Source organism: Cupriavidus sp. 05N40 (genome assembly GCF_056397305.1).
In genome coordinates, this window is the sequence record NZ_JBFTND010000179.1 from 12,174 (window position 1) to 28,846 (window position 16,673).

The 16,673-nt window shown below is 61.6% G+C and carries 13 protein-coding genes and 1 pseudogene; 9 read left to right on the plus strand and 5 right to left on the minus strand.

Features of this window, described 5'->3' with window-relative positions:
* Positions 1–15: 15 nt before the first annotated feature.
* From AC1DO7_RS31085 to AC1DO7_RS31095, 3 genes are all read right to left on the minus strand, one after another.
* Positions 16–1,266: an MFS transporter gene (locus AC1DO7_RS31085; RefSeq protein WP_441623307.1), complete on the minus strand. Its 1,251-nt coding sequence runs from the start codon at positions 1,264–1,266 to the stop codon at positions 16–18.
* Complete coding sequence (locus AC1DO7_RS31090) at positions 1,188–1,367, minus strand: hypothetical protein (RefSeq protein ID WP_441623305.1); 180 nt, start codon at positions 1,365–1,367, stop codon at positions 1,188–1,190. Before AC1DO7_RS31090 ends, AC1DO7_RS31085 begins: the two co-directional genes overlap by 79 nt.
* Before the next feature lie 296 nt (positions 1,368–1,663).
* Entirely contained in the window at positions 1,664–2,461 is a 798-nt protein-coding gene (locus AC1DO7_RS31095) for a FadR/GntR family transcriptional regulator (RefSeq protein WP_441623303.1), read from the minus strand.
* Between the two features lie 386 nt (positions 2,462–2,847).
* Here AC1DO7_RS31095 and AC1DO7_RS31100 point away from each other — a divergent pair.
* The 5 genes and pseudogenes from AC1DO7_RS31100 (at position 2,848) to AC1DO7_RS31120 (ending at position 8,475) form a co-directional block, all read left to right on the plus strand.
* Positions 2,848–3,731 (plus strand): annotated as a pseudogene (locus AC1DO7_RS31100) (aminotransferase class III-fold pyridoxal phosphate-dependent enzyme).
* Positions 3,700–3,852, plus strand: coding sequence for an aldehyde dehydrogenase family protein (locus AC1DO7_RS31105; RefSeq protein ID WP_441623300.1), 153 nt, complete (start codon positions 3,700–3,702; stop codon positions 3,850–3,852). The pseudogene AC1DO7_RS31100 and the gene AC1DO7_RS31105 overlap by 32 nt, the downstream one beginning before the upstream one ends.
* 90 nt (positions 3,853–3,942) lie before the next feature.
* Complete coding sequence (locus tag AC1DO7_RS31110) at positions 3,943–5,670, plus strand: thiamine pyrophosphate-binding protein (RefSeq protein ID WP_441623298.1); 1,728 nt, start codon at positions 3,943–3,945, stop codon at positions 5,668–5,670.
* A 28-nt stretch (positions 5,671–5,698) separates the two neighbouring features.
* Positions 5,699–6,940 carry a Zn-dependent hydrolase gene (locus AC1DO7_RS31115; RefSeq protein ID WP_441623296.1) on the plus strand — a complete coding sequence of 414 codons (1,242 nt, stop codon included), beginning with the start codon at positions 5,699–5,701 and terminating at the stop codon, positions 6,938–6,940.
* Positions 6,941–6,975: 35 nt separating this feature from the next.
* Positions 6,976–8,475, plus strand: coding sequence for an aldehyde dehydrogenase (locus AC1DO7_RS31120; RefSeq protein WP_477116961.1), 1,500 nt, complete (start codon positions 6,976–6,978; stop codon positions 8,473–8,475).
* Positions 8,476–9,123: 648 nt separating this feature from the next.
* Here AC1DO7_RS31120 and AC1DO7_RS31125 read toward each other — a convergent pair.
* On the minus strand, positions 9,124–10,059 hold the full coding sequence (locus AC1DO7_RS31125) for a LysR substrate-binding domain-containing protein (RefSeq protein WP_441623293.1): 936 nt from the start codon (positions 10,057–10,059) through the stop codon (positions 9,124–9,126).
* A gap of 202 nt (positions 10,060–10,261) precedes the next feature.
* On the opposite strand from AC1DO7_RS31125, the gene AC1DO7_RS31130 reads away from it, so the two are divergent.
* The 4 genes from AC1DO7_RS31130 (at position 10,262) to AC1DO7_RS31145 (ending at position 14,976) form a co-directional block, all read left to right on the plus strand.
* A complete protein-coding gene (locus AC1DO7_RS31130; RefSeq protein ID WP_441623291.1) occupies positions 10,262–11,149 on the plus strand; it encodes an HTD2 family dehydratase in 888 nt (295 codons plus the stop codon).
* Entirely contained in the window at positions 11,146–12,411 is a 1,266-nt protein-coding gene (locus tag AC1DO7_RS31135; RefSeq protein ID WP_441623289.1) for a CaiB/BaiF CoA transferase family protein, read from the plus strand. Before AC1DO7_RS31130 ends, AC1DO7_RS31135 begins: the two co-directional genes overlap by 4 nt.
* Positions 12,412–12,663: 252 nt before the next feature.
* Positions 12,664–13,644 (plus strand): Bug family tripartite tricarboxylate transporter substrate binding protein, encoded by a 981-nt coding sequence (locus tag AC1DO7_RS31140; RefSeq protein ID WP_441623287.1) that lies wholly within the window; start codon positions 12,664–12,666, stop codon positions 13,642–13,644.
* A 291-nt stretch (positions 13,645–13,935) separates the two neighbouring features.
* Positions 13,936–14,976, plus strand: a complete 1,041-nt coding sequence (locus AC1DO7_RS31145) for a porin (protein WP_441623285.1) — start codon at positions 13,936–13,938, stop codon at positions 14,974–14,976.
* Positions 14,977–15,969: 993 nt separating this feature from the next.
* On the opposite strand, the gene AC1DO7_RS31150 is transcribed toward AC1DO7_RS31145, so the two are convergent.
* A complete protein-coding gene (locus AC1DO7_RS31150) occupies positions 15,970–16,230 on the minus strand; it encodes an XRE family transcriptional regulator (protein WP_477116962.1) in 261 nt (86 codons plus the stop codon).
* Positions 16,231–16,673: the final 443 nt, after the last annotated feature.

Below are 16,673 nucleotides of genomic sequence, written 5' to 3' on the forward strand. Positions count from 1 at the left end.
GTCCGGCAATGCGGTTCAGGACAGCGAGGTCTTGGCATCCATCGGGGAGGCCGGGGCAGACGCCTCCTTCCTCAGTGTCTCGGCAAGCAGTAGCAGCGCCACGGCGGAAATCAGCGCGGACCCGATCATGTACCACGCCACCGACGAGCCGCGGCCCGTGGCGGACAGCAGCGCCGTTGTGATGATCGGCGTGGCCGCGCTGCCCAGCAGACCGGACAGCATGTAGCTGATCGACAGGCCGGAGTAACGCACCTTGGTGCCGAACAACTCGGCCAGGAAGGTCGCGATGGGACCGTAGTTGGCGGCGAAAGCGGCCATCATCAGCAGGTAGCCAAACAAGGCGAAGGCAAACACCTTGGTGTCGAGCAGCCAGAACAGCGGGAAGGCGAGTAGTGCCTCGGCAAGTATCCCGCCAATGATCACGGGCTTGCGGCCGATCTTGTCGGAGAGCAGGCCGAACAGAGGCAGCAGCACCACGCAAAGCGCGCACGCGATCAGTGCGATCGATAGCATCTGGTTGCGCGAGAAACCCAGCGTCTGGGTGCCGTAGGTGAGGCCAAAGGCGACGATCAGGTTGAAAGCCGTGCCGGTGGACATGGTAGCAATGCCGCCCAGCAGGACCTGCTTCCACGATTTGGTCAGAACTTCGGCCAGGGGAATCTTGACTTGCGCGGCACTGGCCTTGACCTTGCTGAACGACGGCGTCTCGGAGGTATTCAGTCGAATGTACATGCCCACGCCGACCAGCAATACGCTGGCCAGGAATGGGATGCGCCAGCCCCAGGACAACAGGGCCTCATTGGACATCACCGTATTGCTGAGCAGAAATGCCAGGTTGGCAATTAGCGTGCCGGCAGGGACGCCGATCTGCACCCATGAGCCATAGAGCCCGCGCCGGTTGGCCGGTGCATGTTCCACCGCCATCAACACTGCGCCGCCCCACTCACCCCCCAGCGCAAGGCCTTGGATGACGCGCAGGGTCAGCAGGAGAATGGGCGCCCAGATACCGATCGAGTGGTAGTCCGGCAGCAGGCCGATGGCGAACGTGGCCGTGCCCATCATGATGAGCGAGACCAGCAGCATGGACTTGCGGCCCACCTTGTCGCCGAAATGCCCAAACAGCGCGGCGCCGACCATGCGGGCTATATAGGCCGAGGCAAAGGTCCCGAAGGCCAGCAACGTTCCGGTCAGCGGGTCGAAGGCGGGGAAGAAGACCTTGTTAAAGACCAGGGCCGAAGCCGTGGCGAAATAAACAGGTCGTACCACTCGACCGTCGTGCCGATGACGCTGGCGGCGGCGATCTTTTTCATATTGCGGGGTGGCTGACCGGTTTCCGGCGAGATGATGGGGGCGTTGTCGGTGTTCATGTGGCTTCCTGAATGGCGCGCAAAGGCGTTTTCGACCGGGTGGTCAGACCAATATATCGTAGACGACCAGAAAAACCAGGGTAATAGGTAGTTTCTCTAGGTCTGGTGGGCGGGTGGTCCGGCCTGTTTGGTCGTCTGATGTACCGTTTTCCCGAACACGCAATCTGTGTGCCAGCCAAAAAAGTACTTTATTGGACTCTTTTAAACCAAGTTGATGCGCATGCGTGGTGCGCGTGGAGGCTGGCGGGAGCGGGGGATGGTCAKGTTTGCCCTGGATGGGTGCGAAGGGTAGGGGGTTATGACCCGGCTGGCCCCGGGTCCGGCAGGTCTATTCGGCAATATGCTCGATCTCTTTCCGAGAGGCGGGAGACGATTGCCAGCAGGTGGAAAGCCATGGCATGGCGTGCCCGTATGGGGTCGCGGGCCACGATGGCGGTTACGATCCGGTCGTGTTCACCTACCGCAGCGCGCCAGGCCGATGCGTCCACAAAGTGCTTATCCAGGCGCTTGTATAGCGGGCTGACTTCGCAAAGATCCCAGACATGCGTGACGACTGATGCCAGGGCGGCATTTCCGCAGGCATCGGCGATGGCTTCGTGGAAAGCCCGGTCGTGGGCGAAGTCGTCGGCTTCCGGAGATTGATCGGGATTCATCTGCCGGTGCGCTTCTTCGATGGCGGCGATCTGCTCTGGCGTGCCGTGCTGGGCCGCCAGGGCGGCACACTCCGGTTCGAACAGGGTGCGTGTTTCCAGCAACTCAAACGGACTGGCTTCCAGCGCGGCTCCAAGGCGGCTGTCGATTTCCGTGCTGGCGTCCGATGCTGGCTCGGTGCCATTCGCGGTGTTCACCCCGGTCTCCTTGGGTTCCAGCACGAAGACGCCGCTACCGACGCGCACTTCGATATAGCCGCCGATTTCAAGGGCGATCAGCGCTTCGCGCAGCGTCGAGCGCGCGACGTTGAGCTGCTCGGCGAGCTCGCGCTCGGCCGGCAGGCGCTCACCCGGGGCAAATTCGCCGGCACTGATTTTCCTGGCAATCTGGTCTGCGATCAGCCGGTAGAGGCGCTGAGCTGAAACTGCTTGAAGGGATGACATTGGAATGGGTGCCACGGTGGAATTGACTGATGGTCTGATCAATACCCAAAACCGGCCCTCAATTCAAGGGGTGTCATGGAAGTCCCTCCAGTTTTCGACGATTGTCGAATCGTTGGTCCGGCCAATATGGTCCCAATAAAAAGTGACTCATAGGACTTATTTTTGTTCCGTGTTCATCGATGTGAGGGTAATTTCCCTTTGATTGGACGGACCACCGGGTCAAATATCAGAATTGATTTGGCGTTTCCGAAAGAAAAACATAGAATTGGTCCGGCCATCAGTCTACCGGTAGGGTCGCAGGATGCAATGCGACGCCGGGAACACCTCTAACAAGACTAGACGGGTCGAAGACCCCGGATACAACGCCAAACCAAAGGAGCAATGTCATGAAGAACGCAGACCTGGTCCGCCGCAAGGATGCCGCCACCCCCCGCGGCGTCGGTGTGATGTGCAATTTCTACGCCGAGCGCGCCAAGAATGCGGAGCTTTGGGATGTGGAGGGCAATCGCTATATCGACTTTGCGGCGGGCATCGCGGTGCTCAACACCGGCCACCGTCACCCGCGCCTGATCCAGGCCATGCAGGAGCAGATGGAGCGCTTCACCCACACGGCCTACCAGATCGTGCCCTACGCCAGCTATATCGAGCTGGCCGAGAAAATCAATGCCCGCGTGCCCGGCGCATTCGCCAAGAAGACCGCCTTTTTTACCACGGGCGCCGAAGCCGTCGAGAACGCCATCAAGATCGCCCGCGCCGCCACCGGCCGTCCTGGCGTGATTGCCTTTTCGGGCGGTTTCCACGGCCGCACCATGATGGGCATGGCCTTGACCGGCAAGGTCGTGCCTTACAAAGTCGGCTTCGGACCCTTCCCGTCAGATGTGTTCCACGCGCCGTACCCGTATGCCTTGCACGGCGTAAGCGTCGAGGACTCGATCAACGCGCTGCAGCAGTTGTTCAAGGCCGACATCGACCCGAAGCGCGTCGCAGCCCTCATTTTCGAACCCGTGCAGGGCCTCTGAAGTCACGCGTGCCGGAGATCAGCGAAGTGCGTGGCATTGGCGCCATGATCGCCGTGGAGTTCCGGAAGCGCGACGGCAGTCCGAATCCGGAGTTTTCCAAGCTGGTGCAGGCCCGCGCCATGGAGAAGGGGTTGCTGCTCCTGTCTTGCGGCGTCCACGGCAATGTCGTTCGCTTCCTGTTTCCGTTGACGATTTCCGACGAAGTGATGGACGAAGGCCTTGAAATCCTGGCTGGCGCACTGCTTCAGTAAGCCGCGAAAAAGGCCGTTCGGCGGCGTCAAGCAGTCCGGGCTTGGCCGCGAAGGCTCGAAGTACGGCATCGAGGACTACCTCGAAATCCAGTACCTGTGCATGGGCGGCCTGGATCGCTGAGTCGTCCGGCAAGTCGCCGCATACAGAAAATTCAACGAGCCCGGTCGCCGTTAATTCAGCGGCGGCCGGGAAAGCAACGGAACCAATGACATGAGCAACCAATCTCCTCGCACTTCACAGGCCCTGCCTGAGCGCAATGGCGGTCAGATCCTGATTGACCAACTGATTATCCAGGGCGTAAAGCGCGTCTTTCTGGTGCCGGGAGAAAGCTATCTGCCTTGCATCGACGCGCTGTACGACCATCAGGACAAGATCCAGCCCATCGTCTGCCGGCAGGAGAGCGGAGCAGGCTATATGGCGGAGTCCCATGGCAAACTCACCGGCGAGCCTGGCATCTGCTTTGTGACGCGCGGCCCGGGCGCCACGAACGCCAGCATCGCGGTGCACACGGCGTACCAGGATTCGACGCCCATGATCCTGTTCGTTGGCCAGGTCGGAAATGACTTCTACGAGCGCGAAGCATTCCAGGAGATCGACTACCGCCGCATGTTCGGGGAGATGACCAAATGGGTGGCGCAGATCGATCGCACCGATCGCATTCCCGAATTCATCGCGCGCGCGTTTGCGGTGGCCACCAGCGGCCGGCCTGGCCCGGTCGTGCTGGCGCTGCCAGAGGACACACTATGGGGCAAGGCCAGGGTCGCCGACGTCCCGCGCTATCGCCGTGCGTACAGCGCGCCCACGCCGGATGCCATCGCGTCGCTGGCCGAGTTGGTCGAGCAGGCCGAGCGGCCGTTCCTGTTGATCGGCGGCTCCGGCTGGACGCCGGAAGCCGCCCGACAGATGGAGGGGTTTGCCGAGCGCTTTGCGTTGCCGGTCGGGGTTGCGTGGCGCCGCCTGGAGTGCTTCGATAACCATCATCCCAATTTCGCCGGCCACGTGGGCTGGGCGATGCCGGATTCGCTGCGCCAGCGCGTACTGGAGAGTGACCTGCTGATCGCCGTAGGCACCCGCATGGGCGAGGCAACCAGCGAGGGGTATACGGTGGTGGAAAGCCCGCTGCCGAAGCAGCGCCTGATCCATGTGTACCCGGACGCCAACGAGCTTGGCCGCGTGTTCCATCCGACGCTGCCCATTGCCGCCGATGTCGTGTCGTTTGCCGCCGCGGTGAGCCAGCTATCGCCAACGGCCGCGCGCGGTGCGCGCAATGCCGGCCATGAATCGCATCAGGCGTATCTGTCGGAGCAAGAACCCAAGGCCGCGCCCGGCGCGCTCAACCTCAATGTCGCTGCTTGCCACGTGCGCGACAACGTGCCAGAAGACACCTGCATCACCGTGGGCGCTGGCAACTACGCGCTGTACCCGCATGCCTACTACCGCTTCAAGGGCGTCGGCACCAGCCTGGCGCCGACCGTGGGATCGATGGGCTACGGCCTGCCCGCCGCCATTGCCGCCAAGCTCGAGAACCCCGATCGCACCGTGATCTGCTACGCGGGCGATGGTTGCTTCCAGATGAACCTGCAGGAGCTCGGCGTGGCCATGCAGTATCGCGTCGGGATCGTCGTGCTGGTGTTCAACAACGGCATCTGGGGCACTATCCGCGCCCACCAGGAGCGCGAGTTCCCTGGCCGCACCGTGGCGCTGGGCTTCGACAATCCGGAATTCAGCGAACTGATTCGCGCTTATCGCGGCTATGGCGAGATCGTTGCAAGCGATGAAGAGTTCGGTCCCGCGTTCGCGCGTGCGCTGGCGTTCGCCAATAGCCAGCAATTGCCGGCATTGCTCGAGCTGCGCTATGACGCCGACGGCATTGCGCCCGGCATGACACTGTCGCAGATCCGCTCGGAAGCCTTCGCCCGGCAATCCGACGCCAAGTAATGGCCACGACCGTGCAAGGAGAAATGAGATGACCGCACTCGCAATCAATGGCGACCGCTTGTGGCAATCGTTGATGGACCTCGCGGCGATCGGCGCCACGCCCAAGGGCGGCAACGCGCGCCTGGCGCTCACTGCGCTTGACGGGCAGGGTCGCGACCTGGTGACCGGATGGATGCGCGATGCCGGCCTCAGCGTGACGGTCGACAAGGTTGGCAATATCTTTGGCCGCCGCGCCGGACGCAACGACGCGCTGGCTCCGGTCATGACCGGCAGCCATATCGACACGCAGCCCACCGGCGGCAAGTTCGACGGGTGCTACGGCGTGCTGGCGGGGCTGGAGGTCATGCGCACCCTCAACGACCACGGCATCACCACCGAAGCGCCGCTAGAGGTGGCGATCTGGACCAATGAAGAGGGCTCCCGGTTTGTCCCGGTAATGATGGGTTCCGGCGTGTTCGCCGGCGTCTTTCCGCTGGAGATCGCACTGTCGGCCACCGATACCGACGGCAAGCGCGTGGCGGACGAACTGGCGTCGATCGGCTACGCCGGCGATGCGGAAGTCGGCCGCCAGATTGGCGCATACTTCGAAGCGCATATCGAGCAAGGCCCCGTGCTGGAAGCGGAAGACAAGGTGATCGGCGTAGTGACCGGATCGCTCGGCCTGCGCTGGTATGACGTCACCGTGACCGGCATGGAGGCGCACGCCGGCCCCACGCCGATGCCTCTGCGCAAGGACGCGCTCTACGGCGCCACCTTCCTGATGCAGGAAGTGATTCGCATCGCCAACGACTTCGCGCCGCACGGGCGCGGTACCGTGGGCGTGGTCAATGTGCATCCGTCGTCGCGCAATGTCATCCCCGGGGCCGTGAAGTTCACGGTCGACCTGCGCCACCTCGATCCTGCGCGGCTTGCCGAGATGGATGCACGGCTTCGCGCCGCCTGTGCCGCCGTGGCGGAAGGCACCACCACCGGCGCGGCCCTCGATGTGGCCGTGGAAGACGTGCAGTACTTCGCGCCCACGCCGTTCGCGCAGGAACTGATCGGCCATGTGCGCGAGCAGGCGGCCGCCAGGGGCTACAGCCACCAGGACATCGTTACGGGCGCCGGCCATGACGCCGTCTACATCGCCGGCATCGCGCCCACCGCGATGATCTTCGTGCCCTGCAAGGACGGCATCAGCCACAACGAGATCGAAGACGCCAAGCCGGAGCACCTGGAGGCCGGGGCCAATGTACTGCTCGGCGCCATGGTGGCACAGGCTAACGCCTGAGCTTGCCGATTCCCAATGAATGCAAGGAACCCACGATGAACAATCTGCGAGATCTCGCCCATTGGCGCAAGCAGGCGGAAGCGGTGCCGATCCGTTCGCAAGCCTATATCGACGGCTGCTGGGTTGACGCCGCCGATGGTGCCACCTTCGAGACCCTCAACCCCGCTACCGGCAAGGTGCTCGCCACGGTTGCTGCCTGCGGCGCCGAGGATGTCGACCGCGCCGTGCGTGCCGCGCGCAAAGCGTTTCGGTCCGGCGTCTGGTCGGACTTGCCGCGCAGCGTCCGGAAGGCGGCCCTGCTCAGGCTATCGCAGCTGATCGACGCGCACCGCGAAGAACTGGCGCTGCTGGAAACGCTCGACATGGGCAAGCCCATTGCCGAGACGCTGCAATACGACATTCCCGAGGCCGCTCGCACCTATGCCTGGTACGGCGAAGCCATCGACAAGATATACGACGAGATCGCGCCTACCGGTCCGAGCGTGCTGGCCACCATCACGCGCGAGCCGTTGGGCGTGGTCGCGGCGGTGGTGCCCTGGAACTATCCGCTGCTGATGGCCAGCTGGAAGGTGGCGCCTGCGTTGGCCGCAGGTAACAGTGTGGTGCTGAAGCCGGCGGAGCAATCGCCGCTGACCGCGTTACGGCTGGCGGAACTTGCCGAGCAGGCCGGCATTCCGGCAGGTGTCTTCAATGTGGTCCCGGGTCTTGGCGCTGCCGCCGGGCAGGCATTGGGCCGCCATCCGGATGTGGATTGCATTGCCTTTACCGGTTCCACCGCAACCGGCAAGCGCTTCATGGAGTATTCGGGGCAGTCCAATCTCAAGCGCGTGTGGCTAGAGTGCGGCGGCAAGTCGCCGCACATCGTCTTTGACGACTGTCCGGACCTGGACCGTGCCGCGCAGGCCGCCGCCATTGGCATTTTCAGCAACCAGGGCGAGATCTGCATCGCCGGTTYCCGCCTGTATGTGCAAGGCGGCATCTATGATGCGTTCATGGAGAAGCTGGAAGCGCATGCCGCGCGCATGCAGCCGGGCGATCCGCTGGACCCTGCTACTGCAATGGGCGCCATCGTCGACGGCGCGCAGTTGCAGCGGGTGATGTCCTACGTGAAGAGCGGCGAGGACGAAGGTGCCCGCCTGCGCGCCGGTGGCAAACGTGCGCATGCAGATAGCGGCGGCTTCTATATGCAGCCAACCATCTTCGAGTGCCCGACGCAGTCGCTCACTATCGTGCGCGAGGAAATCTTCGGCCCGGTGCTGGCAGTGACCCGGTTCGATACGGAAGACGAGGCCATCCGCATGGCCAACGATTCGCCCTATGGCTTGGGCTCGGGGCTCTGGACATCCAATCTGGCCCGCGCCCACCGCGTATCGCGCAAGCTGCAGGCGGGGCTGGTATGGGTCAACTGCTATATGGACAGCGATGTGACGGTGCCGTTCGGCGGCGTGAAGCAGTCCGGCTCGGGACGGGACAAGTCCTTGCATGCGCTGGACAAGTACACCGATCTGAAGACGACGTGGATTAGCCTGGAGTGACGATAGAACCAGCAGACCGGACACATCGAGGAAATCATGGCGCAGATTATTCAGTTGAACGCGGTCAACGCTCAGTGACCTGCAGCCGCTAGCCGGTTGTGCGTTACGAGCATGCGCGTCGAGCGACTTGCTCCGAGAAGCTCTGGTGTATTGAGCTGCCCAGCCACCACGTGGCAGGCAGCCGTCGCGGCAGAGTGGATGGCGCCGGCTGGGAAATGCTGTTCGTGGCCGTGGATGACCACGAACAGCGTCGCTTTCACGGCCATGCATCCGGACGAGCCGCGACCGCTACCTGATCCGACGCCTCCTTCGCGGGCGACGATTCGCACCATTCACCGCAGCCATGCCAAGCACTTCCATCAGAATCAGGTGCAGCGCCACAGAATAGGTAGCAAGAATCGAAGTACTTCCGACGCCTTCTGGCTGCCTTCCCCCGGATCCTGGCGCTTCGTTTCGTGTGTTCAATGTCGCCGCTCATCCGGCGGCCCGCGCGGCGTCTAGCACGGCTTCGATGAAGCCCGCCGGGCCGCACGCATAGAGATGCTTTGACGACAAGGGCGAGCCGGAAAAGGACGCCAGGTCCGCGCGATCATCCGCTAGCAGGGTGCGAAAAGCGCAGGGTGCTAGCGAGAGTGCCGGCGCCATCCATCAGCTCGGTTGCGCGGCATTGAGCAAGGCCTCCTCGATTGCCGCCGGCGTGAGGTCAGGTGCCAATTTCCCGACGAACTCGTACAAATGGCGTGGCCAGTAGGCGCCTCGCCTGGCGAGCGCATAGACGGTGCTAGTGGGAAACAGGTGGTCTACGGGGCTTGCATCCAGCTTGCGATCATGTGAGCGGGAGTACGCAACGAGCGGGATGATAGCCAGCCCCACGCCAGAGGCGGCGTAATTCTTCATAATCTCGACATCGGCCCCGCGCACAGCAATCTTGGGCATCAGGTCGGCATCCTCGAAGGCTTCGTGGACGCGTCGGCCAATGGCGTGCTGCTCGCTGTAGGTAATCAGCGGATAACGAGCGATGGCCTCAAGCGTTAGCGGCTGGGCATCGAACACCGGATGGCCACGTTCCCCAATCAGAACATGCGCGAGTTCGTAGCAAGGAATGGCTGCGAGCGTCGGTTGCAGGAACTGAGGCGCGGTGGAAAGCCCGAGGTTCACCTCGCCGGTGGCCACCAAGTGTGCAATTTCCGATGGGGAAGCCTGTACCAGATGTAGCCCCACGCTGGGGTAGCGCTTGGAGAACGAGGGCACGATGTCCTGCAGCACATAGCGGGCATGGGTATGCGTGGTGGCGATGGCCAGGCGGCCATTCGCCTCCCGTCGGTGATCCGCAACGATGTGGGCAATGTCCTCCGTTGCGGCCAACATGCTGCGCATGCATTGCAGCGTCCGTTCTCCAACGTCAGTAAGGCCGAAGATGCGGCTCTTGGAGCGGATTAGCAGCGCTGCCCCAAGGCTTTCCTCCAGCAGTGCGATCTGCTTGCTGACCGCTGACTGGGTCGTATGAAGTTCCCGGGCGGCCCGTGACACGTTCATATCGTAGTCCACGACGGCGCAGAAAGCCCTTACTTGCTGCAGTTTCATGATGCTTCCTTGCTAGGAACAGCGCTCACCCTGGCTGCCCGTGGCGAGTCTCTTCCCATGGTGCGTTCTTGAGGCGGGGCCCCGAACCGCCGGTGCCAACACGACTATTCCAGTTTGGAATCCTAATCTGAAATTTACCATTTCTTGGAAACGTCCCGGGAAACTACCATGGCGGCATGGAAAACCCAAGCGAGACAACAGCATGACCTCCAGCATTACGCCGGCATCCCTCGACGCGCTGCAATCCTGGATCGGCCGCAGCGAGACGGCAACCGACGTCGTTACGGTGCCCTTGGCCGAGCGCTTGATGGCCACCCTTGAGTCCCCTCGCAGCACTTCCTTCGCGCAAGGTGTTGAATTTCCCCAGATGTGGTACAGCGTGCTTTTCCCGCGCGTCGTGTCGCGGTCTCAGCTGGGCCGGGACGGCCATCCCGCGCCAGGCGATTTTCTGCCCCCAGTACCGCTGCCAAAGCGCATGTTCGCGGGCAAGCGAATCCAGTTCCTCGCTCCCATACGGATCGGCGACGAACTCACTCGGACGTCCGCCATCGCCTCCGTCACGCCCAAGCAAGGCAGTTCCGGACTGTTGGTCTTCGTGACGGTGCGCCACACCGTCAGCAACGCAGTTGGTAATGTGGTAGTCGAAGAGCAGGATATCGTCTATCGAAACAACGCTCTGGGTGAGGCCAGTGGCCCGGTCAACGCATCGCCGAAAGCTCCTTTCGAAGCGACACATCGATCCATCACCATTGTGGCGGACGCCGTAACGCTCTTCCGCTATAGCGCCCTCTGCTTCAACGGCCATCGCATTCACTATGACTATCCGTACGCCACGGAGGTAGAAGGCTATCCTCGCTTGGTCGTCAACGGAGGCCTCTCCGCGCTTTTCGCCGCCGAGCACGTCCACCATGCCTGGGGTGGAGTGCGCCTGGCAGGCATCACGACGCGCAACACGGCGCCGTTGTTTGAGGGTGAATCATTTCAGGTCGAGAGCCGCACCGGTGACAATCCCGGCGAAATTGCGTTCCGAGTCGTGACAGAAACGGGGAAAACGACGCTGCAAGGCTCCGGCATGCAGGAGGTGGCATGAACGCGTCCACTCCGCAAGAAGCCGCCGCCGCAGGCGAAGGTGTTGCCCCTCTGGGTGGCCTGCGCATCGTCGACCTGACGCAAGTCGTGGTCGGACCCTATGCAACCCAGTTCCTCGCTGACTTTGGCGCGGAAGTCATCAAGGTTGAGCATCCATCTGGCGACCTCGCCCGCTGGATAGGAGGGGGCTCGCCGACGCCAGGCATGGCCGCCAAATACTTGCACCTGAATCGCAACAAGAAGAGCCTGGCGCTGGACCTGAAAAAGCCGGGCGCTCTTGACGCCCTCAAAAAGCTGATCGCCACCGCGGATGTGGTTGTGCATAACATGAGGCCGGCTGCCGCCGCGCGCCTTGGGCTGTCGGCTGAGGATCTGTTCAGAATCAAGCCCGACCTCATCTATTGCAGCGTGGTGGGCTTCGGCCAGCAGGGGCGCTATCGCGACAAGCCGGCCTACGACTCTATTATTCAGGGAGCCTCCGGCCTGGCTGCCATCAACAACGGCGGCGACGGACAGCCTCGCTTCGTGCCGATGGTCATTGCCGACCGTACCGTCGGTGTGATGGTCGCCAACTGCATCCTGATGGCAGTGGTGCAGAGACTGCGCCACGGCGGGCCGCAGGCTATCGAAGTTCCCATGTTCGAGTGCATGACCGCATTTGTGCTGGCCGAGCACTTGTTCTTGAAGACTTTTGACCCACCCCTTGGCGACACCGGGGACTCGCGACTACTTGACCCCAACTCCCGGCCAGTTCCAACTGCTGATGGCTATATCTGCGTGACGGCCAATACCGACGCACAAGTCTTCGCCATGTTCGAGGCCATAGGACGCCCCGAACTGCGCACTGACGCGCGCTTTGCCGAAAAGCGGGCACGCTTCGAGAACATCGGGGAGATGTTCCGTATCCGTAACGAGGCATTTGCGGCACGAACCACAAGAGAGTGGCTTGAAATCTTAGAAGCAGCAGACATTCCCGCAGCTCCATTGCACACGCTCGACTCAGTGCTGGAGGACCCGCACCTGGCCGAGACGGGCTTCTTCCAGAAGGTCGAACATCCTACCGAGGGGACGATTACCAATCTGCGAAATCCGATTCGTTTCTCGAGCTACGAACCGACTCTCAATTGGCCGGCGCCGCATATCGGAGAACATAGCGTTGAGTTGCTGCGCAGCATCGGGGTTGCCGAGCGGGATATCGACAACTTGCTGACCATCGGCGCAACCGTACACCGCACTACGGCCATCGAGGAGCAGGCACGATGACAGGCATGGCTGAACGCACTAAGCAGCGTGCATTGCCCGTCTGGCGCTCGCTACTCTATGTCCCGGCGCATCGTTCCAACTGGACGGACGCATGATTGACCTTCCTATCATCGAACGGGCCCGTCGACTGCTTGAGCGGCAGCGGCACATCGAGTTTCGCGGCACGCGTTCCTGAGCCCTTGTAGGGCAGGATCGATTGCCCGCCGCCCATTTGCCAATCAATTCGAGCATCAGTCGAGGAGACTTTATCCAATGTTCAAGAAAGCTGCATTTGCGTTGACACTCAGTTGTGTCGCGGTAGTCCCTGGGGTGCTTTACGCCGCAGACAAGTATCCATCGCGTCCCGTCACGTTGGTCGTGCCATTCACGCCCGGTGGTAGCACCGATATCATTGCGCGTGTCATGGGCAAGCAGCTGAGCATCGCGCTCGGCCAGCCCGTAGTAGTGGAAAACAAGCCCGGGGCAGGGGGTGTTGTCGGCACCCAATACGCGAAGCTGCAACCGGCAGACGGGTACACGCTCATTCTGGGCGCAGTCGGGACATTTGGCGCCAATACGACCCTATACCGGCGCTTGCCCTACGACCCGGTGAAGGATTTCGCGCCTATCTCGTTGGTAGCGAGCGTGCCCAACGTCCTGGCAGTCAATCCCGAAAAGCTCGACGTGAAAACCGTGGATGGTCTGATACAAGCCCTTCGCGCCAAGCCCAATGGCTACGATTATGCATCGGCGGGAAATGGCAGCGCTGCGCATCTTGCCACCGAGTACTTCAAGCTGAGGGCGAATGTGCAGATCCAGCACGTGCCTTACAAGGGCACCGCTCCGGCGCTGAGTGACTTGGTCGCAGGCATGACGTCGCTAGCGCTGACGGGCTATCCACCTCTTTCCCCCTTCCTGAAGGCAGGCCGTCTGCGTCCCATCGCCGTTGCTTCGGCGAAGCGATTGCCACAGCTACCCAACGTGCCGACCATCAGTGAGACCAAAGGCTTTGAGGGATTCGTCGCGGATCAGTGGTATGGACTGCTGACGGTCGCCGGGACGCCCCGGCCAATCGTGGACAGGCTCAACAAAGAAGTGGTGGCCGCCTTGAAGAATCCCGAGACGCTTGAACTGTTCCGCAAAGAAGGGCTTGAGCCGATGTCCAACACGCCCGAGCAGTTCGCGGCGTACATCAAGGACCAGATTCAACTTTGGCGAGGCGTCGTCCACAAGGCGAACATCACCATCGATTGAGGGCGGTCAGCTCTCAACTCTCCGAAGATCTCCCGCTTTACAGCGGCTCCATCTGAAGCTGCTGAGCAGCTTTCGATGTCAATCGCTTTGGTACCGAGACAAGTCCGGTAACCAGACGGCTACTTTTCGTTGGGAATATCCATCTGTATCGGTTTTTGCCTCCATCGATACGAGGCAGCGGCTTCTTGCGCCCATGTTTTTCATGCGACATGTCCATATCAGAGTTTCGCGGCTACGTCGCGGCAAATCAGCGAGCTCGAAAATCCACAAGAAAAGAGGAGAACAGATTCAATGCAGCGAAAGATCGCCCTTTGCCTCACGATGTTCGCCACTGCCGCACAGGCGCAGGCCCAGTCAACTTCCAGTGTGACGTTGTATGGCGTCATGGATACCATGGTGCGCTACTCCAACAATAATGCTGGCGGTGGGAATCTCGCCGAACTTGCGAGCGGCTATTACAACGGTTCACGCTGGGGCATGCGCGGAACTGAGGAGCTCGGGGGTGGCTTGTCTGCGCTGTTCAATCTGGAAAGCGGGTTTGATCCAACAACGGGTATGGGGTCGCAAGCCACGAAGACGGCCAGCTACGGGGAACAATCCACGAACGGGCAGCCTCGCCTGTTCGGGCGCGCTGCCTTCGTTGGGCTGAACAAGGTCGGCTTTGGCAGACTCACCTTTGGGCGCCAGTTCACCACCGCGTACGACGCGACAAGCCGCTTCCAGCCGAACGGGCACCCGAACCTGGACGCCGTTACGATTCTCAACGGCTACACGGGCCCACGGCAAGACAATATGGCCAAGTACTTTGGCCAGTGGGGGGCATTCTCGGCAGGTGCGCACTACACCTTCGGGGAGGTGCCGGGCCAGACAAAGCGTAGTTCCAGCTATGGTGTCTCGGTGGGATACACAGACAGCCGCGTCGACGTCGGCGCGTTCTGGCAGCAGGCTAATGCACTGACCACTCCGGAATCTCGCAAGGTCTGGGGTCTCGGCGGAAACTACCAGGCAGGCATCGTCAAGCTGACCTTCGGCTATCTCAACAATCGCTTCGATGTCAGCCCGACGCGCAATGATGTCTTCACCGGCGGCTTCGCCATCGATGCAACCTCTGCACTCACGCTGTCTGTCGCGGCGCACTATGACAGGCAGCAGAATGCCGACGGCAGCCGGATTATGGTGAACGGGGTCGCAGACTACGCCTTATCAAAGCGGACGGACGTCTATGCGGAGGTCGACTTTAATCGAATCAACGGCGGCTACACGCTACCGACATTCATGGGTGAAAAAGGAAGCAAGGTGGGTGGTGGTATCGGGCTTCGGCATCGATTCTGACGCGCAGTATTGACGATGGTTGACGTCCAGTCGGCCCTAAAGGAACGGGAGGGCGTCTAATGGGCTATGGGCAGGGTGCTTATCCGGGACGAGGCACCGTCATGCCGGCTGCGCGTTGCCTAATTGAAGCCGCTAAAATGCCCGGGCGGTCTCTGCCAGGGCTTTTTAACGGCTTCCTGTAACACCAGCCACAACCGACCGCCTCTGAAGACCCGAGCCAGCAGCCAGCAGCCAGCAGCCAGCAGCCAGCATGTCGGCATGTCGGCTGGCGCCTCAGCCGCCCTATCCTCGCAGCAAAACGCAATTAATCGCCTAGCGTCAAACTCCCACAACCCATGGAGCCAGCAAGCGACGAGGCCAATAGCGGCAATGAAATGTGGTCGATGCTGACTAAGCTCCGCATCTGCTCCCGGGAGGCCACGTTCGAACTTCCTCGGGGCAGTGGACATGTGGGCTGTGGCGCAGGTCTTCAAACTGCGCCACAAGTTGGCGCGGATTTAGCGCAGTATGAGGATCTACTTAAGTGACGCACGACGTACCTGGCGCGGCCAGAGTGCAGTTCATTCGTCGCTTGGCCTGGAGAGGAGGGTGACGCCGCACGCCAAAATTAAAAACGCGCTTAATCGCCAAGCTTGACCTACAACCGTGCAAATGTTGGCTGGCGTCAGGTCGGTTCCTCTTGGAGTAGAGGGCAGCCAGCACACGCAGCTTCCTGGCTTGCCTTTTCACGGGACGGGCCTCCATGGCGTCGGTTGCAAGGACGGCCAGGAAGCGTTCGTAGCAGAGGCCAAGTCCACAAGGGTGAGGAAGGCCAGTCGCTTACCCAATTGCAACGCGGCTTACAGGATCAGGCGGCAGGCCGACAGCGTTGCCGCACTGCCTGCATAGGGTGCAAGTCCCGGAGTGAGGGGAGCCAGGTCGTCCGCCGCGGCAATGCAGATACTAGATGCGCGATTGTCGCCGGTGCGGTCGGACAGCGGCTTGCGGAGGAAATCATTGCAAGGTGATGCTTAGCCTATCCAGCCACTTGTGCAGTTCGGCCACGCGGAAGGACTGGAACTTGYCGCAAAGTGCCAGGAGAAGATCCGATTGCGAGGTCTCGAGCAGGGTGGCGGCCTCCGACAACCGCATCCCACTGACCTGAATGCGGTCGGTGATGTCTTTCACGATGTTTGCCTTCAGCGGGATCTCTTCGGCGTCGGCGAAGCCAAGCTGCGCATAGACATTGCTGGTTCCATACTCGAAGCAAAACATGTGATCTCCTTTCATTCGCTAGACAACAACCCCTTTCTGCATCGTGCGTGGCGGTGGCTGAGGACGCGATTATTCAGCGAAGACAATGTCAACACAATCCCGGGGAAATACGGAGGCTGGTGTGACTAGCGGCCCACGTGGGCGGCGGCAGGCCAGGAGAGGTGGGACGCCGGGGGCGTCGCGCTGCCTCGGCAACTGTCAGAACGCAGGACGTTCCCTCGTACCCGCCACCGCAGCGGCGATGCGTTCCTCTTCACGCGCTATCGCGAGTGTTTCGCTGTAGCATCTCGATTCCGCCTACGTAACTGCCGAAGGCGCCTGTTGCACGTTCCTCTATCTCATCTGCCGACGTCAGTCCAACTGCAACGAGTGCGCGAATGTCTTCGCGATCGTTATCGGCGAGTCACGCGATTTTGCTGGCAGCGAGATCCACAGGGGAGAGC

What these genes read in the sequence shown, in the direction of transcription:
- AC1DO7_RS31145 (WP_441623285.1), top strand. Translation starts at nt 13,936, where the DNA reads ATGCAGCGAAAGATCGCCCTTTGCCTCACGATGTTCGCCACTGCCGCA.
- AC1DO7_RS31110 (WP_441623298.1), top strand. Translation starts at nt 3,943, where the DNA reads ATGAGCAACCAATCTCCTCGCACTTCACAGGCCCTGCCTGAGCGCAAT.
- AC1DO7_RS31135 (WP_441623289.1), top strand. Translation starts at nt 11,146, where the DNA reads ATGAACGCGTCCACTCCGCAAGAAGCCGCCGCCGCAGGCGAAGGTGTT.
- AC1DO7_RS31115 (WP_441623296.1), top strand. Translation starts at nt 5,699, where the DNA reads ATGACCGCACTCGCAATCAATGGCGACCGCTTGTGGCAATCGTTGATG.
- AC1DO7_RS31140 (WP_441623287.1), top strand. Translation starts at nt 12,664, where the DNA reads ATGTTCAAGAAAGCTGCATTTGCGTTGACACTCAGTTGTGTCGCGGTA.
- AC1DO7_RS31090 (WP_441623305.1), bottom strand. Translation starts at nt 1,367, where the DNA reads ATGAACACCGACAACGCCCCCATCATCTCGCCGGAAACCGGTCAGCCA.
- AC1DO7_RS31130 (WP_441623291.1), top strand. Translation starts at nt 10,262, where the DNA reads ATGACCTCCAGCATTACGCCGGCATCCCTCGACGCGCTGCAATCCTGG.
- AC1DO7_RS31125 (WP_441623293.1), bottom strand. Translation starts at nt 10,059, where the DNA reads ATGAAACTGCAGCAAGTAAGGGCTTTCTGCGCCGTCGTGGACTACGAT.
- AC1DO7_RS31095 (WP_441623303.1), bottom strand. Translation starts at nt 2,461, where the DNA reads ATGTCATCCCTTCAAGCAGTTTCAGCTCAGCGCCTCTACCGGCTGATC.